This is a genomic window from Paenibacillus sepulcri (genome assembly GCF_042647105.1).
Lineage (GTDB): Bacteria > Bacillota > Bacilli > Paenibacillales > Paenibacillaceae > Paenibacillus_Z > Paenibacillus_Z sepulcri.
Genome location: NZ_JBHRUP010000001.1, coordinates 6,710,324 through 6,734,953, shown reverse-complemented (window position 1 = coordinate 6,734,953; position 24,630 = coordinate 6,710,324). Strand labels below are relative to the sequence as shown.

Sequence of the window (24,630 nt, the reverse complement as noted above, 5' to 3'; positions counted from 1 at the left end):
TATAGAAGAAATCAGATTAAGCCTGCATCATGTTATCGATATCAAAGGTTGTATTTTCGACAGACTCCAGAATTTCCTTACTGTAATTCCCGATAGAGACTCTTCCCGAGTGCATTCTGACGACGCTGACCCGCCTTTTGGCCTTCAGCAGCGTGGCCGCTCCGGTCTGCCCTCCTACAATCTTCGCCGTGATATCCCCTTCGGCTTCCAGCCTTGAACCGCGGCAAACGGCCAGCCGATGCTTGAAGGATATATTGCCGGCCGAGTACAAATCACTGACAAGAACTCCGTCGCGCTGGATCAAAATATCGCCATTGGATTTGAGCTCGCTGTTATGGCATTGATTGATGGTAATATTGACCAGCGCCTCCTGCATGCGGGCCACCTCCTGATGGGCGTCCGTCAATAGGGACAAGAAGCTCTGGACGCCATTTCTGGTGGCCGACTCAATGAGCTGCGAGGGCTTCAGGAAAACCGCCGCCATTTCCATCAGCTTCTGGTACTCTTCTTTCTTCAGATGACGGATATTGGCGACCACGGATAGCAGATCCTTGATTAGCCCCGGTATATCCTTCATTTTCTTCTCCAATAGCAGCAGCACAATCTGTCCGTATTTAACCGTCTGGTCACGTGACTGGATCGCTTGCTCCAGCACCTGGGAGCCGATCAGCAGCTTCTCGATCTGCTTGCTCAGCAGCTTCGAGGTGTTGTATAAACGGTTGAACATGACACCGAAGTATCCCGAATACAGCTTGCTGCCCATTACATTCCCCCGGATATGGATGCATCCTGTTGCTGTGATGGTCGCATTGAAGGCACTGCCAATGACATATACATTCCCCAGAGATTCAATAATCATATTGTCGGTTACATTGCCATATACGATCACATCGCCGGAGAAGACAATATTGCCCGTTTCAATGTCCACATCGCCGGAGACGGTATACGCTGTCGAGATATCAAAGACTTTGATTTTGGTTCCCGTAATCCGCGGGCGTCCTTCTTTTCTGGCGATAATGGCCCCCTGCGGAGTCAGCTCTACGCCAGACTTGGCTACCAGCAGGATATCCGCCGGCGCTTTGGGCGTGATCAGATTGCCGTAAACATCGTATCCCGGGATGCCGTCGATGATCGGGGATTTCCTGGCAATAACGTCGCCGCTGGTGACGGAAGGAATTTGCAGATGATTGCGGAAGTCAACCGTCCCTTCCGTTTCATGGAAACGGCTTTCGATCTCCTCGGAGAAATAAATCTCCAGCTCCGCATCCTTCCCGGGTACGGGAGCTTTGCCCCTGGCGATGAGAATCGGGCTATAGGTGGGCTGCAATAATTCCTGATGAATAGCGGCCAGGTCGACGTTTGCTTTGATCGATTTCTTTTCAAGCACGGCGGCGACATCTGTCAAATGCACACTTTCAAGAACCATATTCCTGTCTTCCTCGGCAGATAATATGATTTTGGCAAGAGGCTCTGTATCGGTTAGCTGCCAGGCATACCGTTCTTTGGCGTGAAGGTGGAAATAAGCGTGAAGCTTGTCTTCCGAGACCGTAATCTCATACATCGGTTGATTCTCAATTTCCCAAAGGATGCTGTCGCTGGAAGTCACGTTGATTTCTGAATGTATGTCATGATGATTTACCTTTAGTTTGACCGGGGCAATAGCACTGATGACGGGGAGCTTGCCATTATTGACGGGATCATGGACAATAATGCGGTGTTCAATTACCTGAATCCAGCCGTCCTGCTTCAAGGGGCTTCTGATATCCCCTTCGTTAGTAGAAGATCTGGAAACCGCATCCACTTCACCCAGATGCAATTGCTTGATCAGCTGGGACAATTCATCTTCAGAGATTTTTTTCTTCACGTTAACACCTCTCAAACCTCAGACCAGAATGGTTTTTTTTAACAAAAAAACACCATCCGATTGGATCGTGTTTATACACCACCAATTCGGCAGCCTGGCGACCATAGAGATGCTCTCTTTAGGCCCATAGCTTTGCGTCCCTGGCTTTCGGCAGGTTTGCCTTTATCGTTTGAGTTTCTTAATTAATAGTCTCTAGTTCCTATTTAAAGTTTAATTATTAGGAAAATATACCTTGCAGGTCCAAATTGAGTGTACTAAAAGGACTGCCTTTTGTCTAATGCAGTCAAATAAAGAAGTTCGCCTGTTTACAGCCGTTCATACCTGAAATCTGCCATGTTCAGGCCGGAAAAACGACTATTCAAGTCATTCGATAACTATTTTCACTCCACTTCCGCTAGGCACGAAGGGTGATTGCATTTTGATATTGTTAGCGTTATGATTTCAAATCATATCATTCTGTGACTCTGCAAAAAAACGATGATTATCATAGATATTTCTAATAGATATTTAAAATATAAACGGTTTTCATATGGGATTTTTGAATATTTTTCCATTCCGCTTTTTTTCGTCGGGCAGCCCAAAACAAGTATTGGAGTGTAAACAAGAATGATAAATATCAGGGTCATTATTGCTGACGAAGACAATCAAACAAGAGAAACAGTCAAGAAGTTTATCACTGCGCTTCCTTATATTGCGCTCATTGGCGAAGCTCCCGACGAACATTCCGTTATGGAAATCATGGTCCGGGAGAGGCCGGATTTAATTTTGACCGATCCTTCGCAGCCGGGCCTGGGCGGACTTAAGGCGCTAAAGGACTATTTGCAGATCGTCCCCCGTCTGAAAATGATCTGGATGGCCTCAGGCCAGGAGTATGCAATCGAAGCGTTCAATATGGGTGCAGTCGACTATATCATAAAACCGGTCCTTCGCACCAGACTATACAAGGCGCTGGAGCGAACAAAACATAATCTTGAAATGGAACAGAAGGCCAATCATTTGTTCATCAATCCGGACCCCAAGCTGATTATAAAAATCAATAAAAATATTCATATCATTCCTTTTAATGAAATACTTTTCATAGAAAAGATGGGAAAAAAATCTATAATACATACGCTGAATAACGATCCCCTTGAAACCTATGACAAACTGGAACCGGCTCCTCATCTGGTACAGGCTCACCGCTCCTATCTGATCAATCTCAGCAAAGTGTCCCGTATAACCAGGATGGGTGAAACCTACCAATCCTTCTTCGGCAGCTATCCCAGACAGGCGTTGATCGCCAAATCGAAAATGAAAGATATTCAGGAGCAGCTTCTACTGAGAGACCCTAAACAGCCTTAAAAAAAGAAGCCGTCAATTTCCGGTTTCAAGCTTCATTCGCGATTTCACCGAACGCGCATATTCCGAAGGACTCATCCGCGTGGCATTCTTGAATGCCTTGGAAAAATAATGGACACTGCTGAATCCCAGCTGCCGGGAAATCTCTGTGAAATTATAGCTTTCTTCCCGGATGTACCGCTTGGCGCGCTCGATCTTAAGCTTCGAGAAGTATTCCTTTACGGAATAGCCGGTATTCTGCTTGAATAAGCTTTTGAGCTGGGTTTTGCTGATATGCAGCTCGCCGCAGATATCGTTCACATTCATCGGACCGCCGATTCTTCCTTCCATAAACAATAGCGCCTGTCTGGTCAGTTCATCCTTGCTTTTCTCCCGGGCTGGCGAGGACAAGGGCTTCTCCGATTGCAGGAGACTGCTTTTGCGCAGCAGACGGATCAGGAAAATTTCCAGATAACAGCGGAGCAGCTGCTCGCTGCCGATCACCGCTCCCTCGCGGCGCTCCAGCGGATGGCGGAACGGGAAAATGAAGGCATTCTCACCCTCCTTGATCATCTGCGCCAGCAGATTGCGCTCCTCATCCTCCAGACTGAACACTTTATCCGCAAAACGGTTCATTGCGCCTGACCGGCAGTCGAACGTCATGACGATCGCATTGGGCGCTTTGCCCTTGGCGGCATAAAATTCATGAAACTCATTCGGCTTATGAAAAATAATCATGCCCTGCTTCAGCAGCTGCCTCCTGCCGTCGGCAAACACCTCGATTTCTCCCTTGTCCACGTACAGAAACTCCCAAAAGTTATGTTTTTCACCGTTAAACCCGAAGTCCTTGTCCAGTTCAAAATAATACATCGTGATGAGCTTCTCAATGACAAGGGTCTGCTGCAGCGGTGTCCGCTGCAGATCGTCCAGCTCTGCTTGCGTGCTCACTTGCAATCATCACCTTCCGCTTTATGCGTTAATGCTATCATACCGCGTGCCGCCAGCGGCGGGAAGGGTCAGCCCGATAGCAAAACAACAAAAAACGGGGCTTTTTGAACAAAGCCCTCCCGCCTCTCAGCTCTTATACTGGTAGTAAATCCAGTCAAGCAGATCATAGGAGGATGGCAAGATGAATTTGGGTGTAATCGGTTATGGGCTTCGCATACGCACGATAATTGCGGAGATTATCAAGCAGGAGCCCTCATGCAGGGTGACGGCTATCGTCGATGTGCGCAAGGATGAGATCCGGGAGGAGCTTCAGGCGCAGGGGATGGACAGCATCCATTATTACGATACAGCCGAGGAAATGCTTGGCGCGGAGAGCCTTGACGGCATACTAATCGGCACGCGCTGCTCGCTGCATACGCCAATGGCGCTGAAGGTGCTGCAAAGCGGAATTCCGCTTTATCTGGAGAAGCCGGTATCCACGACGATGGAGGATTTAAGACGGCTGAAGGCGGGCTTTGAAGCTTCCATATCGAAGGTGGTGGTATCGTTTCCGCTGAAGCTGACGACGATCGTGCAGCTGGCCAAGGAAATTATCGATTCCGGCAAAATCGGTACGGTGGAGAATGTGCAGGCCGTGAATAATGTGCCGTATGGCGGGGTTTATTACCAAAGCTGGTACCGGGACGAGCAGGAAACCGGCGGACTGTTTCTGCAGAAGGCCACGCATGACTTCGATTATATCAACAGCCTGCTTGGGATCAAGCCCACCGAGATTGGCGCGATGACCTCCAAGCAAATTTTCAAGGGCACGCGGCCGGCCGGCCTGAAATGCGTTAACTGCGAGGATAACCGGGTCTGCCCGGACAGCACCGCCTTCAATAAAGATCGCTGGCGCAGCTGGGAGTACTGCTGTTATGCGGAGGATACCGGCAACGAGGATTCCGGAAGCTCCCTGATCCGTTACGAATCCGGCATGCATGTCTCCTATTCGCAGAACTTTTTTGCCCGCCGGGAGGCTGCCGCGCGCGGAGCGCGTTTGCTTGGCTATAAGGGGACGCTGGAGTTTGATTTCTACACCGGCAAAGTGAACGTATTCATGCATCATACGCCGCGTGTGGAAACCTATGATATCTCAGGGGGCGAAGGACATTTTGGCGGCGATTCCACCCTGGCGCAAAATTTCGTGGCTATCATGCAGAACGGCGCGGAATCGCTCTCCCCGCTGGAAGACGGTTTATTGAGCGCGTTGATGTGCCTGAAAGCCAAGGAATCAGCCGAGACCGGCATGTTCCGCTCCATTGATTGGGCGTAGCTCGCGGCGAAGCAGCGGCAGGGAAAAATAAAACGTGACTTTTCCTTCCTCTGCCAGAACACCGAAGGAAGCGTTATGGCTGTGCAAAATGGTCCCGGCAATGGATAGCCCAAGACCGGTGCCGCTGAATTTTTTGCTGCGGGAGCTCTCCATGACATAGAAGGGCTCCCATACCCGCTCCCACTCGGCCTCCTTCCCGGTGTTCGTGCTGTTGGTGATGCGGAAATGAACGGCGTCCTCCTTCGCCGCAAGCGTCAAGGACACCTGTTTGCCGGTCGAATATTTCATCGCATTCGTCATGAAATTGTGCAGGGCGGATTCAAGCTTCCTCCTGTCCGCCATCACCCATGATTGAGCGGGCAGGCGGTCGTCCACCTCCAGCTCCAGGTCCTGCTGCCGGAACGCAATCCGGTATGCGACCAGCATCTCCCCAAGCAGCTGCCGAAAATCGACCGGCGCGAATTGATACGTCTCGGCCTGCAGCCTGGAGAGCTCCAGCAGACGGTCGATCATCCCGGACATGGCTTCGCTCTGCTGCCGGATCACATCGGCATAGCTGCCATCGTCCAGACCGTCCTGAATGCCGGACGCATACAGCTGAATCAGGGACAACGGCGTTTTCAGCTCATGCGAGATATCCGCGATAAACGTCCGCAGATTGGCATTCTTCGCTTCCAGCGATTGGTGCGCGTCCTCCAATTTATCGCTCATCCGGTTGATGCTGCCGGCCAGGGACTCAATTTCATCGCCCGTCCGGATATCCGCCTTGGCAAACGACAAATTGGAAATCGCCTCTGCCGTTTCATTCAGCTTCGCAAGCGGTTTGACAATCCGGGTCGTATACAGAGCGGACAGCACGATAAGCAGCAGCAGCATGCCAACCCAAATGTACAGATTGAAGCGGTTGACGATCTGGATCGTATCCGAGGAATAGGAGATGGACTCACCTACCGCAAACACATATCCGCCTGCAGGCAGGAAATTGACCAGGAAGCTGGACTTCAGCTTGGCCTGATCATATATTTTATTGACTTTTCCCCCTTCGCGCAGCGCCGCCACGCTTTCCTCGGCCAGCCAAAATTTGCTGAGGGCGATGCCCTTCCGGTTAAACTGCACGATGAGCCGGCTGTTCAGGTCATTGACCGTATCCGCCAGGGAAGTATACGCGATCGTTACCTGATACTGCTCCTCCATAGGTCCGATCCGCTCCACCAGCTGACCGTACTCCATGGCCGCCAGCTCCGAAGTCAGACCGGCAAGCTTATGCTTCTTCTGGTACAGGAAGTATTTGGGAAGAAAAAATGTATTCACGGCAAAAGACAGCACAAAAACCGCGCACAGCGCCACCGTAATCCGCAGGATCAGCTTCCTGGTCAGTTTACTCATCGGCATCCACCAGACTGTAACCCATTCCCCGGAATGTTTTGATGCGATGCTCGCCGATCTTCTCCCGCAATCTGCGGATATGGGTATCCACCGTACGTTCTTCGCCGAAATAATCGAATCCCCACACTTGATCGAGCAGCATTTTGCGGGTCACAATCTGCCCCTTGTTGACAACCAGATATCTCATCAATTGAAATTCCCTGGAGGTAGCCAGCACATCGTGCCCGCCGCGATAAATCTTCTGTCCCTCCATATCAATGGTCAAATCGCCGAGCATAATCTTGTCAGTCAGCTGCAGCAGCTTGCGCGCGCGAATGAGCAGGATGCGCGGATCGAACGGTTTGCGCATATAATCGTCAGCCCCCGACTGCAGGGCGGCAAACTCATCTTCCTGATCGCCCTTGGCCGTCAGCAGCAGCACCTTCGTCCGGCCCGTCTTCTTGATTTCCCGGCAGACCTCAACACCGCTGCGCTTCGGCATCATCCAATCCAGAACCGCCAAATCCACCCTGTTGTTATAGAACAGATCCAATGCCTCCTCTCCATCCTGCGCAAGAAGCGTATGGAACCCTTCTTTATGAAAGTATGCCTTTAATATTTGCAGCATAAGCGGTTCATCGTCAGCAAGCAGCAGCTTCATGCCCGCACCTCCTTCCTCCTGGGCCGCTGTATGGCAAAGGCAGCAGCAAGCCTCCCCCACTATAAACTCCGTATGTTACACCAGTATGACAGAAGCGTCTGTCTCCGGACAAGCCGTCTTCCTACCGCTCCCGCTTCAGGTCAGGAGGATTTTTTTTGCCGGCATGCACTTTCCTGTAACAAAACTCTCTTACACTGAGTCTGGCTGCAACGACAAGAATTGGAGGAGATAACATGAAACAACGATTAGCTTTGATTTTGGCGGCAGGCATGCTGATGTCTGCCGCCACCGGATGCGTTAGCGGCGCTGACGCCCCCGCCTTTCCCCACCCATCAGTGAAGAAGGAGGTTCCGGTTCTGCAGACGAACGGGGTCGTGAATGTGAAACCGGCGGAAAGCCATTTTGATTTCGAAGTGGATCCGGCGACCTTTGCCCTTACGATTATCAAGGACGGCGTACGGCAGCAGGCATCGCAGCCGCTGCCCAAGGAAAAGGTAAGCGGTCTGGTCAAAAGCAAGGATTCGGTCCAGTGGACTTACCCGGGCAAAATCAAGGTCAGCATCGCCAAGAAAAGCGATTATTTGGACATCCGTCTGAACAGTATCGGCGCTGCCCAATTTCAATGGCCGGCCGTCAAGGCGGACAGCTATATGCTTCCCATTGGGGAAGGGAAAAAAATTCCGGCGAACGATGCGAATTGGAAAACCTTCCTGAACGGCCAGGCCTACACCTGGAGCGAATCGTTCTCGATGGACTTCTTCGCTCTGAATGCCGCGCCGTTCTCCATGGTCTATGTCGTGACGAACAAGTTCAATAACGAGGTCCATTTTGACACATCCCCGTCCGTGCAATTTCTATTTACGCATCAATTCCCTGCTATAAATCCAGACAAAAGCTACGGCTTCCGTCTGTACGTGACCGGCAGCGAACCGCAGGAGGTCGTGCGCCCTTACAAGGATTACGTCAAAGAGAAGGGAGACTTCGTCACGCTGGAGGAAAAGGCCGGAGACAATCCAAACATCCGCAAGCTGTACGGAGCCCCCCAGATTTATCTGTGGAGCGGGTCCATTCTCACCGACGCCGACGTGAATTGGCCGAAGCTCCGCGCCCTGCTGCCAGGGCCGCTCGGTTCGTGGCTGGTTCGGCTGCTCGCAGGAACAGCCGACGGCAGCGGCGAGTATGAGGAAGTGCTGAAGCAGGTTCCCAAGCAGGATTATTTGGACAAGTACCAGAAAAGAATCGTGCTGGACGCACTGAACCAGGGAATGAGGATGAAAGGGTTCTACTCCCCTTCCGTGTTCCCGAACCCCGGTGAGGAGGCTGAGAAGCTCCTCGCTCAGGGACCTGGCAAGTTAAGCGAGGAAAAGCTGTATGATTTGAACAAGCTGCTGCTCAAAAGCGTGCTCAAGAACACTGCAGCCGATTTGTCTGAATGGGGCCAGTCGGACTCGACGAATCTTCTCAAGGACATGCACAGCTCCGGCATCGAGAACGCCTGGATCGGCTTATCCAATTGGGCCGACGGATTGATGAATCCCCAACTGGTGAGCGAAGCGGATCAGCTGGGCTATCTCATCGCTCCATATGATTCCTATCATTCCATTCAACAGAACGCGGATCCCTCCTGGAACACCGCTTCCTTCGCGGATTCTTCACTTTATGAGAACGCGACGATCACTCGCAAGGACGGGACAAAGGTGGCCGGATTTCTGCAGCGGGGGCGCAAGCTGAACCCTACCCTCGCGATGCCCAGCATGAAGCAGCGCACGGAAGGCATTTTGCAGGACGGAATCGACTTTAATTCCTGGTTCGTGGATTGCGACGCGACAGGAGAAATTTATGATGATTACTCGCCTGCTCATGTAACGACACAGCAGCAGGATCTGAACGCCCGGCTTGAACGGCTCGGCTATTTTGCCAAGGACCGCAAAATGGTGGTCGGCTCGGAAGGCGGCAACGACTATGCCAGCAGCGTGATCGCTTTCGCCCAAGGAATCGAGAGCCCGGTCATCGCCTGGGGCGATCCCGATATGCGCGACAATGAGGACAGCGAATATTATGTCGGCGGCTATTATTCTGCGGACGGCATACCCGACCGCTACGGCAAACCCGTGCCCGTCAAACCGCTGTACGAGAAGGTCTATTCCGATCCGGCTTATACGCTTCCCTTATATAAGCTGGTATATAACGACTCCATCATTACGACCAATCATTGGGAGTGGGGCAGCTACAAGATCGAAGGCGAAGAGGCGGACCGGATGCTTTACGGGCTGCTGTACAACGCGCCTCCCCTGTATCATATGAATCGTCAGACATGGGAACAGGACAAGGCAAGCGTCGTCGATTACCTGAAGGTCTGGTCCCCGTTCAATCGCCAGGCCGTAACCAGGGAAATGAGCGGATTCTCCATTCTGACTGACGACCGGCTGGTGCAAAGCGCCCAGTACGGAGACGATCTGAAGGTTATTGTCAATTTCTCCACTCATGACGTTACATTGGACAAGGAAGTCGTCAAAGCGAAATCGGCCGTTATTTATGAGGGCAAGCAGCGTCTGGAATTCAACGCCGCTGCCAATATCAAGCTCATATCTTAATTCCCATGGTTTCGGACCGCGCGCAGCACCCGGCCCCCCTGTGGCGCTGGGTGACGGCCGCCGACCGCATGCCCGGCGTTGTCCGCGCCATGACTCAGCTGCCTGATAAGGCATCCCCTGCAGGCATAGAAGCGCCGATGTGGACGGGATGACTTTACCGGTAATCCAAAAAGGCTTCCGCATTCGTATCTGCGGAAGCCTTTTTCAGTATGCATCTGCTCATGGCACATCAATTCTCTGCCTTTTCCATTCTTTCATTCAGCCAATCCGCAAGATCCGCCGCCCGTTATTGGTTACTCGCCGCTGCGGGCGAAGAAAGCCTGTTCCATAGAAGCTCAAAAAAATTATGCCTGGGATGGCCCCGTAAAAGTCACATTCAATACCTGCTGGGCTGCTTTGCGGTGGGCCTCAATAATCCCTTCAGCCTGTATATCCAGTTTGCTGACTTCCTTGTAAGGAAGCGCCGCCGCAACATCCCGCCGAAACGGGAACAGGGACAGCTCAATTACATTTTTGTTTTGCCAATGGACCTGGATCTTTCGCTCGCTGCCCGGTTCAGCCGAATAATGAACACCGCTGCCAAACCATTCATATTCCTGCGCCGGTGTCCCAGGCTCCTCCATACACAAAAATAACGATAGCTCGTCACACACCAGCATGATGCCCAGGTGGTGCTGAATCCTTGCATCCAAGGCGGATTCAATGCCCAGCAGCTCAAGCAGCCGCTTTTGCCTGATATATTCTTCGTTCAGATACCCTTGCGTCTCCTCATCCCTGATTCTTTCGAACAAGGTCGTATACAGAAGGCTGCACAGCAGAGCCGAATACGGATTCTTGACCGCAACCTCAGCGATTCCTTTCTTGTAAAATGCGAACCGCGGCTTAAGCGGAAAGTCGCGGAAGGAATACGGGCAGCGCCTCGCGTCATTCCAGAAGGGCGAGAAATCCAGATCGATCCAGCCCCGGTCATGCTGATAAGCCGCATAGATAAGATCCTCTTTCCTTTTCGGATCATGCAGCCATTCATTGTTCCACTCCGAGGCAAGAACTCCGGATATTTGTGCATGATCATGCTGGTTAATCATCACGAATGCATTCGCTTTCTCATAGACGATCATATCGGCAGCCCCTTTACATCCGTCAGATTTGTTATTCTTATTATAGGCATGAGCGGGGCAAAAAAGCATCATGAGAGCGCTTTATTTTCTATTGACCATCTCCCGTCCAGCCTCCATCCCCGCCGCATTGTTAAAGCGGTGCGTCTATATTACAATGGTGGGACGTATACAGAAGAGGAGCTGCTTCATCATGGAATTTTCACTTGAACGCATTGAGAGCAAGATTGAATTTTTTGAGGCTTATGATTTGAAAACGCTGGAGATCAAAATCAATGATCAGATTGAGAACAATAAGGCTTTGCTGCTTGACGTGTTCTCTCTCAGCCACCAGGCGGTATTCAATCCTCTTGCCAATAAAATGCTTTACAGTGCCGTCGTCCACTTCAAAGCCAAGTAGAGCTTGCCCGCGAAGGCCATAAAAGACAGCGACCATGCTCCCTTTTGCCTGCAGAGGGAGCTTACTCGCCTGTCAGACTGCGTCTCAGCCAGTCAAAAGAAACGCGGCCGCTGACTTGGTGAGCCCCCGGAAACAAATCATAAGCCAACCGGTTCTCCGCCCCCTGCTGCCGGTAGATCTCCTGGAGCTCCCGGACCGCCCGCTTGAAGCCGTGCGCCGGAAAGATGGGATCGTCCTGGCCCGATTCAAGAAACAAGGGGCGCGGGGCCAGCAGGCCCATCAGCTCCGGAAGCTCCCCATGGGTGAGTATCCCGGGCGTAAAATTGCAGAAACAGTGATGTACGGCCATAATGCTTTCCTGGAACGTATTCGGGAAGCCGATCAGCACTGAGGCTCTCAGGCGCTCATCCAGAGCCGCCGCAGCGAAGGCGATCAGGGATCCCCCGGAGAAGCCGGCGATGCCGATACTGGCCTTGTCCACATCCTCACGCTCCGCAAAATAGTCCAACGCCCCCAGCGTTTCATGAACGCGCAGCCCTGTCAGGGTCTTGCCCAGCATAAGCAGCTGCGTGGACATCCTGTAGCAGGAGCTCGGTGCGCCGGGATCTGCCGCCAGATCAGCCTGCATACGGCGCTCGCCAAAGCCGATCACATCCGGGGCGATGACAATCATTCCTTTGCCGGCCAGCTGCACGGCAAAATGATGATAGCCGTCCGGCGGGCCGCTGTCTGCTGTCCCGTCCTCGTTTAGACCGCAAATCTGCCTGCTGCCATAACCGTGTCCATGCAGCGCGATAACGCCCGGTAGCTTCCCGGAGGAGCCTTTGGGTACAAGAACATAAGCGCCGAAGGAAAGCCCCGGCACAACTGTCAGCTCCACCCTCTGACGGATATATCCGCCGCAGTCAGCCTCTTCCAACAGAACCGGATTCAAGGACGCAGCGCGTTCGAATTCGCCCAGTGATTCCTGAAGTGAGCGAATAAGCCGCTCCTTATGCTGCCCGCCGGTCTCCCCAAGAGCTTCCTCCAGGCGCCGCTCAGTTGCCCGTTCATACTGCATGGATTTCGTTCAGTCACAAGATGCGAAGCTCTTTATTACCTTTCTCCACGGCCTGCTCCAATCCCTGTTTCGAGACGGTCCAGACTATCGCCTGTTCATTTTTAAGTGAATGCACACCGCTCACTGGAGCCGAAAAACAGGTAATTCATCCGTTTAATAATAGATGTATTTAGCAGAAGCATACGTTATAATATAAGAATTAGCATCTGATGCCCGCAGTTGACTTTGAAAGACAAGACTTGGGATTGGAGATGAAGGTATGACGATTGGTAAAATTGCACGCAGTCTCTCCGTCGGAATTCTCTTTGCTATCTTGGGTATTGCATTGCTGCCGTTTCTGCTTGTTTATAATTGGGCCGATATGTTCGGTCTGATCGATCTGGACTCATCCCCGCTCATGCTGTTTATGGCGAAATGGCTCGGTAATTCCCCGAAAAAAGCATCCGTCCCCCCGGATCAAACCGAACCATCGGATCATTTATAAAACCTCAAACAACGCACCCCGGGAACGGGCTGCGTTGTTTTTATGTATTCGGCTGCTATAGGAGAGCAAGAGCCGTTTCATCACGTCCATGTATAGTTTTCAGCATTTACTGTAAACATAAAAAAGACCGTCCGTAGACGGTCTCTTCACCCTGGCGCTTTTTTAAAAATTGATCCGCATCCCGCGCCTTCAACAGAAACGATTAATTGATGCTGCTGAATTGGGTAAGGGATACGTTCAACATGTGATTATGAATGTTGACGCACCTCCTTCCTTTGTGATTAGAGTTTAACACTGGTTCAAGCCAATTTCCAGCTTTTTTTTCTTCCAGTTCAGATAAATTTTAATCATTCATGAGGATTCGCGGAATTCGGTTGGCGTCCTGCCGGTTGTTTTCTTGAATACCTGGGTAAAATATTTTGGATCCTGGTAGCCGACCAGAGGCGCCACCTGATACACCAGCACATCAGTATGGAGCAAAATATATTTGGCTTTCTCCATCCGGCATTGGGTCAGATATTCGAGGAAGGTATACCCTGAAATCTGCTTGAACAGCGCGCAAAAATGACTCGTGCTCAAATCCGCATACTCCGAAACCTCTTCAATGCCCAAATCTTTATGATAATGGCTTTGAATATAGTTCATTGGTCCTGAATGCCTTTGACTGTAAAATCGTAAGCTTTCTTGTTTTGCGGATTCGTATCGGCAATCAACGATTTATCCGCTTTGCTGTAATAAATTTCGCCGTCGGATTGATCGCGGAGCGCGTTGTAGATCAGATCCGTTCCGTCCACGAACGCTTTGCCTGTTTTGGCCGTGAACTGCTTGGCTGTTTCAGCCAGTTTATCCCAGGTATCGTTTAACATGGCAAGATCATTCATGACATGATGAAAAGTAATAGATGTATTCCGGTCATTTGGCAAATAGGGATGGAGCCGTCTAGCTTTGTGCCCAGCACTGGGTTTCAGTCGTAACCGCTTCTCCTGATTTGACCGCCTTTTGTATCATAAGTCCCAGATAGTGATCCTGACAGGCTTCTGCCAGACTGTAGAAATCCGGTCCGCCATCCACATATTCCGCCATACGCGCCAGACAGGCCGCAACTGCAATTTCATCATCCGACAGGCGTCCGGGAATGAATTCATTCCGGTAGACGTAGGTGTCTCCGCATAGAACAGCCTTCAGATGATGGCCCTCCAGATCCCCGCCATGACCCGCGTGAACCCTTCTAAGCTCCGTATGTACGGGAGTACGGTAATCCTGGAGATAACGGACATCGGTATTGTTGATTTCCCCGTGATCTCCTCGAACAAGCACCTGCCGGGAGCGGATCCATGAGAAATAGAGGTCGCCGGTAAAATCATAGACGCCCAGTTTTCCGCCGAAATCCAATGTTGCGATCGTTTGCTCGGAATCCACCAGACGGTAGGATTCAGGTCCTCCCGCCCGGCCGCGTCCTTCCACAATCGGGGAAGTAAACGACTGTCCGCGGATGACGGCATTCTCGAAGCCGATATCCAGAAATCTCCGGATCAGCACGAGCCCATGGTAATCATGAGCGACCGCTACTTCCGCAAGCGATACCTTGCCCAGCTTGCCCGAACGGACAACCTCCAATCTTGCTGCGTGGTCAGGCTGGTAGGGATGCTGCTCCGCAATCTGGATTTTGGCTTTTCCTCCTACAGCCTGATACAAGGAGACAAGATCCTCCAGCCTGTCCGCCGGAGGCGTTTCGCATAGAGCCGGTACTCCCGCGGCTGCAAGCTCCAGCATGATTTCAGGGGCGATCGTGCGGGGAACGCTTACCACAACAAATGCCGGTGCCGTCCGTCTGAGCATATCCTGGATGGTGCGGAAGGTCGGGACATGCCACTGCTGCTCCAATTCCCGGCCTTTCTCTTCGCTGCGGACAACAATTCCTGCAACCTGGAAGCGCTCCGGCAGCTCTGCCGCAATCCGCAGAAAAAACTCCGCACGCCAGCCGCCGCCGATTATACCGAATGGGGTTATACTCATAGAAACCTCCCGTTTATATTCAAGATTATTACGATTTGCAAAAAAGGCAGGATTCAATTTCGTCTATGAATCGGATTGCCTTTCTTATCCTATCATAGCACAGGAAGATGTGATGTTACGCGCAACTTCGGCTCCTCGGCCAGAAAAAAGAACCCTTGATCGCTCAAGGGCTCTTGATGTCCAGCAGCTGCAGCAGTTATCAACCCGATTTCTCCGTTTTCCCCACATCCAGCACATCCAGCAGAAACATGAAGATCGGAATCCCGATAATCAATCCCCATATGCCCATGTAATGCTGGGAAAAAATAAGAATGATAAACGTATAGAACATAGGCAGCTTTGTCTTGTGGGCGTACAGTCTGGGATTCAGAAAATACGTTTCCAGCGAGTGGATAATCAAAATCAGCAGAATGGCCCACAGCACCAGCGAAAATCCGCCGATCTGATAGCCGATGATGCCGATGGGAATGAAAGAAATAATGACTCCTGCCACGGGAATCAGGCTCAGCAGGAACACCATAACCGTCAACGCGAACAAATACGGGAATCCCAAAATCCATAGACCGATCATGGTCAGAACCGTATTGAACAAAGCGATCAGCAGCTGCACTTCGATAACCTTGCCGAAAGAAGAAACGAATTTCGTACCGAAGTAATCAAATTCTCTGTAGATCCAGCCGATTTTGCTGTTCTCCAGTTTCATCGTAAACTGCACGACCTTGTTTTTTTGCAGCAGATAGAAAAAGCTGAGCAGGATGACGAACAAAATAATTTCCAGCCATTTTCCCAGCTTCATAATGTAATCGACCGCACTGCCCAGGTATTTCTGATAGTCCACCTTCTCAAGTGCACTGTTTAATTGCTGGACCACCTCATCATTTTGCGAACTGCTCAGGAACTTGGAGATGTTGTTGATCATGTCCACGACCTGACTTACGATTTTGGGCGCATAATTGAAGATCCCGTACACCAGAGAAGATACCAGCAGCACATAAAGCGCCACGTTCACAACTATAGGGGAAACAGGGAAAAGGCGGTTGAGCTTCCTTGTTACGATGCCCTCCAATCTCCCCATAACGAATGTTACCAGGAAGAGCAGAAGCAGCAGGTTAAGCATGTGGCGGAGACTGTACAGCAGCAGCAGGGCCAGCAGAAGAAACACAATTCTCCTGGCAGAAGGCTGGGCAAAAAATTTGCGCAATGATTCCATTAGCTTCCCTCGTTTAATTTGATCTAATTTCACCCAACATTATACGGATAATCAGCCGAAGCGTTTCATCAGTTTAGACAAAAAAAGCAACTTTTTATGCTACAAGAAACAGCGTATCCGACTTTGGAAGAAGATTCAAGTGGAACAAAGAGAAAGCGTTTCAAAACTGTTCTTTAGGGCCTGCGTCTCTCCTTTTATAAACATTTATGTTAACCCCCTGATTGAATCCGCTACAATCAAATGTTATATTCGGGAGGGGCACGGCGCCCACACTGAAATTTAATGGAGGAGTCCTCATATGTGCATCCATTACATGCGGATCAGGTAAGCTTGGCATTCTATCACAGGCTCAACCATTTTTTTAAAGACGAATGGCTTGAGTTTATTTGTGTATGGTTCGTAGTTGCCTAATACAAATGAATGAGGTGTATATGGATATGATAGACAATCCCAATATCAACGATTTACTTGATCAGGCAAGCCGCTGCGGACTTCAGCTGGACCCTGCGAGTGCCAAGATCAACGAATCAGGACTCGATTTCCAGGCTATGTTTGCCGATACGGCGGATGGAGTGCCCTGGGTCATACGCAGGCCAAGACGGCTTGATGTCATAGATTCCGCGGATTATGAGAGCAAGGTGCTGCATCTGATCCGCAATAAGCTTCCGGTACAGGTGCCGGATTGGAAAGTCCACACAGCGGATCTGATTGCATATCCCATGCTGGAGGGAGTTCCCGCTGCGAGCATCAATGCCCAGACCAAAAGCTACGATTGGGTTATCAACCCGCAATCCCTCTCTGCTGTTTTCGTCCAATCCTTGGCCGCGGCAATGGCAGCCCTTCACAGGATCAACCATGAAGAAGCCGCAAGCGCAGGCATCCGTGTCCTGCAGCCTGACGAAGCACGCCGGACCCTTTCAATCAGAATGGACAGAGTCAAAGCCAATTTTGGCGTTTCCCACGCCTTATGGCAGCGCTGGCAAGCCTGGACCAGCGACGACTCGTTCTGGCCGGAGCATTCGTCGCTGGTCCATGGCGACCTGCACCCCGGGCATATCCTCATAAACCCGGATGAAAAAGTAACCGGACTGCTGGATTGGACCGAGGCGGAGGTTGCGGACCCTGCCGCTGATTTCGCCATTTACTGCGCATGCTTCGGCGAGCCGGCCCTGGAGGATCTGATTGAGCATTACCGGACTGCCGGCGGCCGGGTATGGCCAAGAATGCAGGAGCACATTGTCGAGACGCTGGCGGCCTATCCTGTTCTGATCGCGCTTTTTGCCTTGAAGTCGGGACTGCCGGATTATATGGAGATGGCGCGCGGCGCTCTCGGCGTGGATGAGAACGGAGAAGATCTCCCCGCACAGTAAACAATGATAAAAAAGCATTCGCAGCCCGGGAGTGGATAGCCTTGTATGATTCCAATATTCAGCTCGTCAACGGATATACGATCGAGGAGCGTCTTGCGCAGTACACCGAGCATGAATGGCATATGCACGATGCGCTGGAAATCAGCATTCCACTGGATGATGCCATGAAATATCCGCTTGGCAATGATATGTACAACGCCGTTCCCGGAGATGTATTCCTGCTCCGGCCGTTCGAGCCGCACTGGAATCTGATCCAGGAGGAAGGCAAGCCTGGACGCTGGATTATGCTGCTTTTCTCACCAACGATTGTCGGCCCTATGCCCGGCGGCTACAGCCTGCTCACTCCTTTCTACACCAAGGATGTCTCGCCTCTTATCTCTGCTGCTTCTCCATATGCCCAGTCTGTCTGCCGGCTCGTCATGGAGGCCATGGAAGAGCGGCGCAAGGCGCTGCCGGGATGGGAGCTTCAGCATTACGGCCTGCTGGTGCAGATTCTTGTGCACGTCCACCGATATTTCCGGGAGCAGATGGCTGAAAACACCGTGGATGCGGCCGCATTCTCCGGTATTATCGATGCCGTTGAGTATATGATGGAGCATTGGTCCGAGGAGATCAATATGGATGAGCTTATCGGGCGCTCACAGCTGAAGAAAACCTGGTTTTATACCAAATTCAAGGAGGTTACCGGCCTTACGCCGCTGGCCTTTACCGTCAGGCTCCGTCTGCAGTATGCCAGCCGGCAGCTGCGGGGCACGAATGAATCCATTACCGATATTGCCCTGACCTGCGGCTTCGGCTCTTCCAGCTATTTCAATAAAGTTTTCCGGGATTTCCGGGGGATGACGCCAGGCGAATACAGGAAGCAGTAAGCTTGTATCTTTTTAAAATCGAGGGCCCATGCGCAATTGCGCATGGGCCTCTCATAGATCCGGACCTGTTACTGTTCCGGTTTGGCAAGGAGCAGGATTGTCTTCTTGGGACTTGCTTCAAAGAACCTTTGGCTGACAAGCGGTCCCTTTTCAGAATACGATTCATACTCGATTAAACCAACATTTAACATACGGAATTTCTTTCGCATCAGCTGGTAAAAGGTTGCATCATGTGTGGATATAATGAACTGTTTTTTTGTCTTTGATTGCGGATCGGCAAGCATCCGTATAAGGTCGATTAAGGCAGCGACATTCAGATCATCCATGCTCTGGACGGGATCATCCATCGCTATGAATTCCAGAGGCGACCATTGCTGCCTTAATGCCATTGCCAGGAAGAAGGAAATTGCTGTGGCATTAACCTGGGCTGCGCTAAAAATATAAGCTGGATTGGCCTGTTTGCGCAATTCCGGTATGTCATCTGTCATGACAGTAAGAAACAGACGATTATTGTTATATTTTTTATCCGTATCGTAATCCATTTCCGTGAATAAGGGATGTGAATTGACCCGGACAAAAATCGACCTCATCGTATCGAACATTTGATCCATGACTTTTTCATTCAAATCATTGACTGCTTCCGGCACTTTCTGCATGGCTTCATGTGCTATTTCAATATAGCTGTTCCATTTATTCATTTCTTCGACAATGTCTGCTATCTCTTGCCGCTTACCTGTCATCAGACCTTCCAGGGCTTGAAGCCTGCTGACAGAGGTATCGGTACGATAGGCCTCTTGTATTTGCAGAATCTTCGCTTCCCTCTCATTCAAACGGGAAATTCTTTGTTCCTGCTCCTGCGCCATGAACTCCATTTGCTCCTGCAGAGCTTCAAAATCCGGCTCCTGGCCTTCCTCCATATCCAGTCCGGCATCCTTCAGCCTATTCTTGAAAAGTACCTGCTCATCTTGAAACTTCGCCAATAAAGCTTCACATTCCGCCAACTTTCCAGGCAGTGTTTCCAATTCCATTCCAGGTAATTGGGAGAGCTTTTCTTCAATGGCCGCGTGCAGGGTCTGATATATTTTATCCAATTCCTCCTGAACGGTCGGGTCCCCCGTCTCCAAGCCAAATTCACGCAGACGATTTCTAAATTCTTCATAGGACTGATCCATGATGTCCATTTCTTTCTGGTACAAATCTATTTGCTTAAGCGTTCTCAAATTAAACTGTCTGCTCTGTAACAGTTGTTCATCTTTTTGTTCAAGAAAATGTTCGGCTGCGCCCAAGGATAGTTGGAAATCGTCCTTAGCGATCTTAAGAAAAGCTTCCTTGGCCTTAAGTTCATCATGAGCCTTTGACACTTCTTCTTCAGTCGCGGCCAATCCGGGATGAATGTCATTTCTCTTTTTTTCCACATAGGACAGCAAGTGTTCCGCATCGACACTTTGGGTTCCGCATGCAGGACACTCGTGTGTGTCTGGACGAATAGAAGCATATTCAAAAACATGTTGCAGTAATTGCCTGTATTGTTCCTCCCGCATTTCGAGCTGGTGAGCGGTGTTTTGACATCGTTGATAATGATCATGCGCAGCTTGAACCATTTGGGCTTGCTCGGTTCGAACATGATGTGAATCTTCAACTTGTCTCATGACGTCAAGAAAAGAAGTCCTGAGCTCTGAATCTAAATGATTGACTTCCCTTAGAAATGAAAGCTGCAAGGAAGAGTAGCGTTCGTCTTGTTCTCTGGCATCCTCAAGCGCCTTTCGAAAATGATCCCGTGCCAGCTCTAATTGTTCTGACTCTTTTTTCTCTTCTTCCACTTTCCTTGAAAGCTTCTGCATGAGCAAAATTATATTTTGTTTGGTTTCCTCTGAATTCTGGAATCTCTCGAGCTCATTGACAAGTCGAGCCAACCGTTTGAGTGTTCTGTCCATTCCTCGTAATATCTCCAAATTCGCCATAATCCGGGAGACATTCCTGTAATCAGGTTCATTTTTCTTCCAGGAAAGCAAAGCCGCTTCTGCCAGCTCCAGGTTTCTTTTTTCTTTTTGCCTTATACGCTCCCGTTCAACTTCCGATGAGCCTAGATGGCGGACCAGCTGCTTCATGATTTCCGGGAACCGGGTACCATCATCCAGCTTCCAATCACAGCCATATTCATGGGCATAATGACCCAACATGGCCGATATATTTTTTCTTGTGCCCGACCCTTCATCCAACCGGATTTCTTCCCTGAGACGATTGTATTCCTGCTCCATGATCCCAAGCTGTTGGTCTATGGCGGCTTTTCGGCCTTTGGCCTCTGTATGACGCTGTTCAAGCCGTTTTTTCGTCTCATGAAACAATTGCCTATAGCGCTGAAACTGATCGGTTCCAAAAAGAGCTGAAACGGAATCATAGCGCTCATTTTCTTTCATCCCCCGCAAAATGCCGTTCATTCTTTCCTGACACAGCAGATGAGTTAAAAATAAAGACTTGTTCAAATCCACATGTTTCTGCCAATCCTCGTTGATCAACAGGGAATGCAGCTGGTTTTCAGCCTGATTATCAGCAATCTGGATACCATTAATAAAGATTTGCAGTTTACTGGACATACTGTCCGTTTTTGAACCGGATTCGGCTGTTCCCGTTCGGGTAATTTGAATATGCCGGTTTTCCCGGTCCCTAAGTTCGATTGTGACGGATGGTTTGGTCTCGCCGGAGAAGTGGTTTCCGATAAATCGATATTGTTTACGTTCCGTATCATCCTCAAATCTGTAAATTCTTCCTGTCAGTCCCCATTCAATAGCATCAAAAAACGAGGTTTTTCCGAAGCCGTTAGGACCGTAGAGCACAATTACATCCGCGCTTGGAAAGATGAATGTCCGCTTTTCCTGAACTCCCCTGAATGCTTCCATGGCAAGGGCTTCAATTCTCATGATTCATCCCCTCCGCTTGACCTCGTGAAAATAAGGAAAGCATATCTTCCACACTCTTCGCTCCTTTTGTAAAAAATAATTCTCCCAGTTGGTTCCTCGCCCCTTCACTTAAGCGATCCTTCAGTTCCTTAAGGAACTGTCCGTCGTTAAACAGCAGCCCATTGCCCGTATTGTCCTTCCCCGAAGGCAGATCAAACCGCAGCGGAAGCTTCTCGCTCAACTTGCTCATATCCGAACGGGTGAGAACGATCTTGCGAAAATAAAACCGGTTATTCTCAATCAGCCTCTTCAGCTCGCTGCTGATCTTATCCTGATTAACGAAAATAATCAGATACATGTCCCAGCGCAAATCGTCCAGCTCAAGCGGCAGCCGGTTTTGAATATTATGCGCCAGCTGATGCGCCGCCCGCTCCCAATGCTGTTCCATCTCCACCTCGTTCGGGTAGGAGGCAACGGCCATTAATTGCAGGGATGAAAAAAACAAGGCCTTAATATGACGCACTTCCAGTTCTTGAAGCCTCGTGAATCCGGGATGCTCTTCCAGAAAACTGAAAAGTTGTTGTTCCATTCTCTTAGATCACCTTCCTTAGCCGCTCGCAGATCTCCGTAAAAGAGGTTTCATTTCTTGCCTGACGGATACATGACGCGCAGCTTATGCTCACTTCTTTGGCAAGGTAATTAGGCTCAAGTCCCTGGAATACGGAAAGATTCTCTGTTCGTCCGAATTGCACCAGGATCTTACTGAAATTGGCTTTCCTGCCTTTGCAATGCTCGCATATATTTTCCTCGTTTTGAGGAATCATCGATTCCGCATTGACATTCTCCAGAATGAAGCGATGCGGAAAAATATCGCTTTGGCCCGGATGCATGAGAAACTGGCGGAAAGCCCCGTTGTACAGCTTGGACAAGAACCCGATTATGATCTCCGGCATCGTTTCTTTGTGCACCGAGTAGAGGAGGCGAACCCAGTAATGATCGTCGATCCGCAAATTAGGGAGTTGAAACAGATCATCAGGAGCGATGAAGTTCCAATTGGGATAGACCACATTAATTAAAGTCAGCAGCTCCCATAATTCCTGCAGACCCGAACCTTCCGTCTTCCTGTTTTGCGTCGAATAGCGGTAATGCGTCATGAATTTCTCAAGCCCGGCCTCATTCATGCCCTTAAGCTTCTGCAGCACCTGATCCATCGAATGGAGAAGCTGATCCTGCGCATCCCTGGAGAATCGCTCAATAAATTGAACTCTCAAGGTTTGACCGCATTGCTCGAACTGCCTGATCAACTGACGGGATTTGTCCGGCGGGACCGGGGCAGCAGCTGCATGGGAATCCGGACTCACCGCTCTGACAGTTAAATCGCTTACATAAAACTGCCGCGGATCGACCGTGCTGCTCACATCGAGAATCAAATCTTTCAACAACTCATAATTGGTGGAGAGGATTCCTGCAGACAGATCCAGCACGGTTCCATGATCGCCCGGGAGAGTCCTCATTTCGTTATAGGTGTGCGCTCTTCCCGTATGCGGAACAGCGCTTTCCTTGACCACAAACGGATCCTTGTCTCCAAAGCAGTAGTTAAACATCATTTGCTGCCGCAATGGATCCTGATGCTCCGAATAGGCACGGATCATGTCATCCAGAAATCCGCAGTTCGGCTCCAGCTGGACGATTTGATTATGCTTGTGCACGGGTTTAATCAGCTTGTGAAAATCTGCCATGCTCGAACCGTTAAAGGGAGTCGCATAGCTTATGTACCCGCCGATTCGATTTACGTTTTTGTGATTTTCAAACTCGTTCAGGATATACCTCATGCCGACCAGCCCTCCCATGCTGTGACCGGCAATAACAATCTTCTGATAGGACTTGAATCTGCCCGTGCTTAATTTGGTCTTGAGGTGCTGTGCCAGGTCTCCAACAGCAATCACATTGTTTTTCCGGACCGTAATGTTTCTTCCCATTATGCTGTATGTTCCCGAGATTCCGAATAACCCGCTTATCAAATGCGCCGTTTCATACTTGACAATACCGACATCTGCTTCTTCCAAACCTGGATCAGCAAGAAGCTGATTTCTCCAGTCACACCCCGGCATGACCCAGGTATCCGGAGCACCTAATCCATGGATGAGAAGAACCAATACACGCCCTTGTTTATTTGCATTTCTGCAGAACAATTCTATATTTAAAGACATCCGGCATGCCTCCATTCTATACCTCTCTATTCTACTTTAACTATCAGATATTTCCAATAGAGGGAGCCAGCCCACATGCATTAAAAAGCCGCCATTTGATTAAATGGCGACTGTTATTGATTATTATCGGAGCCCATTGTCAATGCCAGGAGCAAAAAGAGGCTGACCCGCGTCCAATGACGCCAGATCAGCCTCTTTTTTCCACTGTCTTTATTTGCGGTATCCCGACAATAGCTCCCGATCCTCTAGCAGCTTGCCCGTTTGCGCGTAGCGGCAGATCGCCGACGCCACCTGAAAGGCATAAGCCCGTCGTGGCTTGTCGGTGTGGTTCTGTTTGCTGTGATGCAGGGTTTCCCTATGGAAAAAAACCGCATCTCCAGGCAGCATGGGCTTGCAGGGCATGCCGTTCTCCGGATCTGCCGCTCGCCTGTGCGCGCCTTCCGCATTCAGATTCGGCTGCCGTCCCTTCAGATGGGAGCCAGGCGCAAGCCACAAACCGGCATTTTCCTGCGTAATGGAATCAAGTGCGATGAACCCGTTAAACATATGGCCCAAAATATGCGTGTACTGGTTGTCCTGATGCCACTCCAGCCCGCTGCCATGCGGTGCGACCACCGCGTACATGCCCATCCATAACCTGACTTGATCCCCTACAATTCTTTCGAATATGCGGACTATATCAGGTTCGGTCAGAAATTCCGTTGTTCGCGGATATTCGCCCTGCTCCTTTGCAATATTCGTAATGCCTTTACTCTTCCATTGCCCGTCGCCTTTGGCATTGGCGAACTCCGCATTCTCCGCATTGATCGCATCCACAGTTTCCTGCGTGATAAAGCCGGGCGCATAGAAGTAGCCCTCGCGGTAGAACTGCTCGACCATTTCTTCTGTAAGCGTAAAATTCGTTACGTTGGACATCCGATATTCAACTCCCGCTGCTT

20 protein-coding genes, 1 pseudogene and 1 riboswitch are annotated in these 24,630 nt (G+C 50.3%); of the genes and pseudogenes, 7 read left to right on the top strand and 14 right to left on the bottom strand.

The features are described from left to right. Positions 1-16: 16 nt before the first annotated feature. Positions 17-1,864, bottom strand: coding sequence for a DUF342 domain-containing protein (locus ACFOLF_RS29225; RefSeq protein ID WP_210037489.1), 1,848 nt, complete (start codon positions 1,862-1,864; stop codon positions 17-19). Between the two features lie 85 nt (positions 1,865-1,949). After that, a riboswitch (cyclic di-GMP riboswitch) is annotated at positions 1,950-2,035 on the bottom strand. 435 nt (positions 2,036-2,470) lie between these two features. Here ACFOLF_RS29225 and ACFOLF_RS29220 point away from each other — a divergent pair. Beyond that, positions 2,471-3,205 carry a LytR/AlgR family response regulator transcription factor gene (locus ACFOLF_RS29220; protein WP_210037488.1) on the top strand — a complete coding sequence of 245 codons (735 nt, stop codon included), beginning with the start codon at positions 2,471-2,473 and terminating at the stop codon, positions 3,203-3,205. A gap of 12 nt (positions 3,206-3,217) precedes the next feature. Here the strand turns inward: ACFOLF_RS29220 and ACFOLF_RS29215 are convergent, their stop codons facing one another. Continuing rightward, a complete protein-coding gene (locus tag ACFOLF_RS29215; protein WP_379112794.1) occupies positions 3,218-4,129 on the bottom strand; it encodes an AraC family transcriptional regulator in 912 nt (303 codons plus the stop codon). A gap of 181 nt (positions 4,130-4,310) precedes the next feature. On the opposite strand from ACFOLF_RS29215, the gene ACFOLF_RS29210 reads away from it, so the two are divergent. Then, on the top strand, positions 4,311-5,441 hold the full coding sequence (locus ACFOLF_RS29210) for a Gfo/Idh/MocA family protein (RefSeq protein WP_210037487.1): 1,131 nt from the start codon (positions 4,311-4,313) through the stop codon (positions 5,439-5,441). On the opposite strand, the gene ACFOLF_RS29205 is transcribed toward ACFOLF_RS29210, so the two are convergent. Further along, positions 5,400-6,827, bottom strand: coding sequence for a sensor histidine kinase (locus tag ACFOLF_RS29205; protein ID WP_210037486.1), 1,428 nt, complete (start codon positions 6,825-6,827; stop codon positions 5,400-5,402). The two genes, ACFOLF_RS29210 and ACFOLF_RS29205, sit on opposite strands and share 42 nt — an antisense overlap. Continuing rightward, positions 6,820-7,467, bottom strand: a complete 648-nt coding sequence (locus ACFOLF_RS29200) for a response regulator transcription factor (RefSeq protein ID WP_210037485.1) — start codon at positions 7,465-7,467, stop codon at positions 6,820-6,822. The genes ACFOLF_RS29205 and ACFOLF_RS29200 overlap by 8 nt, the downstream gene beginning before the upstream one ends. 233 nt (positions 7,468-7,700) lie before the next feature. On the opposite strand from ACFOLF_RS29200, the gene ACFOLF_RS29195 reads away from it, so the two are divergent. Then, positions 7,701-10,061 carry a glycoside hydrolase gene (locus ACFOLF_RS29195; protein WP_210037484.1) on the top strand — a complete coding sequence of 787 codons (2,361 nt, stop codon included), beginning with the start codon at positions 7,701-7,703 and terminating at the stop codon, positions 10,059-10,061. Positions 10,062-10,405: 344 nt separating this feature from the next. Here the strand turns inward: ACFOLF_RS29195 and ACFOLF_RS29190 are convergent, their stop codons facing one another. Beyond that, positions 10,406-11,179, bottom strand: coding sequence for a DUF3891 family protein (locus ACFOLF_RS29190; protein ID WP_210037483.1), 774 nt, complete (start codon positions 11,177-11,179; stop codon positions 10,406-10,408). Positions 11,180-11,369: 190 nt separating this feature from the next. Between ACFOLF_RS29190 and ACFOLF_RS29185 the strand changes: the two genes are divergently transcribed. Further along, the gene (locus ACFOLF_RS29185) at positions 11,370-11,576 is read left to right on the top strand and encodes a YrzA family protein (RefSeq protein ID WP_210037482.1); all 207 of its coding nucleotides are present in this window, start codon (positions 11,370-11,372) and stop codon (positions 11,574-11,576) included. A 61-nt stretch (positions 11,577-11,637) separates the two neighbouring features. Here the strand turns inward: ACFOLF_RS29185 and ACFOLF_RS29180 are convergent, their stop codons facing one another. Next, the gene (locus ACFOLF_RS29180; protein ID WP_210037481.1) at positions 11,638-12,636 is read right to left on the bottom strand and encodes a dienelactone hydrolase family protein; all 999 of its coding nucleotides are present in this window, start codon (positions 12,634-12,636) and stop codon (positions 11,638-11,640) included. Between the two features lie 259 nt (positions 12,637-12,895). Here ACFOLF_RS29180 and ACFOLF_RS29175 point away from each other — a divergent pair, with 259 nt between their 5' ends. After that, entirely contained in the window at positions 12,896-13,120 is a 225-nt protein-coding gene (locus ACFOLF_RS29175) for a hypothetical protein (protein ID WP_210037480.1), read from the top strand. Positions 13,121-13,471: 351 nt separating this feature from the next. Here ACFOLF_RS29175 and ACFOLF_RS29170 read toward each other — a convergent pair. The 4 genes and pseudogenes from ACFOLF_RS29170 to ACFOLF_RS29155 all read right to left on the bottom strand — a co-directional run. Further along, positions 13,472-13,759 (bottom strand): annotated as a pseudogene (locus tag ACFOLF_RS29170) (helix-turn-helix transcriptional regulator); the annotation flags it as partial. A 2-nt stretch (positions 13,760-13,761) separates the two neighbouring features. Continuing rightward, a complete protein-coding gene (locus tag ACFOLF_RS29165; RefSeq protein ID WP_210037479.1) occupies positions 13,762-13,986 on the bottom strand; it encodes a hypothetical protein in 225 nt (74 codons plus the stop codon). A 73-nt stretch (positions 13,987-14,059) separates the two neighbouring features. Next, positions 14,060-15,136 carry a Gfo/Idh/MocA family protein gene (locus ACFOLF_RS29160; protein ID WP_210037478.1) on the bottom strand — a complete coding sequence of 359 codons (1,077 nt, stop codon included), beginning with the start codon at positions 15,134-15,136 and terminating at the stop codon, positions 14,060-14,062. Positions 15,137-15,335: 199 nt separating this feature from the next. Next, the gene (locus ACFOLF_RS29155) at positions 15,336-16,346 is read right to left on the bottom strand and encodes an AI-2E family transporter (protein WP_210037477.1); all 1,011 of its coding nucleotides are present in this window, start codon (positions 16,344-16,346) and stop codon (positions 15,336-15,338) included. A 431-nt stretch (positions 16,347-16,777) separates the two neighbouring features. Between ACFOLF_RS29155 and ACFOLF_RS29150 the strand changes: the two genes are divergently transcribed. Both ACFOLF_RS29150 and ACFOLF_RS29145 read left to right on the top strand, forming a co-directional pair. After that, positions 16,778-17,716: a macrolide 2'-phosphotransferase gene (locus ACFOLF_RS29150; protein ID WP_379112797.1), complete on the top strand. Its 939-nt coding sequence runs from the start codon at positions 16,778-16,780 to the stop codon at positions 17,714-17,716. 41 nt (positions 17,717-17,757) lie between these two features. Beyond that, positions 17,758-18,585 carry a helix-turn-helix transcriptional regulator gene (locus ACFOLF_RS29145; RefSeq protein WP_210037476.1) on the top strand — a complete coding sequence of 276 codons (828 nt, stop codon included), beginning with the start codon at positions 17,758-17,760 and terminating at the stop codon, positions 18,583-18,585. 68 nt (positions 18,586-18,653) lie between these two features. On the opposite strand, the gene ACFOLF_RS29140 is transcribed toward ACFOLF_RS29145, so the two are convergent. The 4 genes from ACFOLF_RS29140 to ACFOLF_RS29125 form a co-directional block, all read right to left on the bottom strand. Further along, complete coding sequence (locus tag ACFOLF_RS29140; protein ID WP_210037475.1) at positions 18,654-21,503, bottom strand: AAA family ATPase; 2,850 nt, start codon at positions 21,501-21,503, stop codon at positions 18,654-18,656. Further along, the gene (locus ACFOLF_RS29135) at positions 21,493-22,071 is read right to left on the bottom strand and encodes an ABC-three component system middle component 1 (protein WP_210037474.1); all 579 of its coding nucleotides are present in this window, start codon (positions 22,069-22,071) and stop codon (positions 21,493-21,495) included. The genes ACFOLF_RS29140 and ACFOLF_RS29135 overlap by 11 nt, the downstream gene beginning before the upstream one ends. Positions 22,072-22,075: 4 nt before the next feature. Then, positions 22,076-23,692 carry an ABC-three component system protein gene (locus ACFOLF_RS29130; protein ID WP_210037473.1) on the bottom strand — a complete coding sequence of 539 codons (1,617 nt, stop codon included), beginning with the start codon at positions 23,690-23,692 and terminating at the stop codon, positions 22,076-22,078. 210 nt (positions 23,693-23,902) lie between these two features. Further along, positions 23,903-24,607: a phytanoyl-CoA dioxygenase family protein gene (locus ACFOLF_RS29125; RefSeq protein ID WP_210037472.1), complete on the bottom strand. Its 705-nt coding sequence runs from the start codon at positions 24,605-24,607 to the stop codon at positions 23,903-23,905. Between the last annotated feature and the right edge of the window lie 23 nt (positions 24,608-24,630).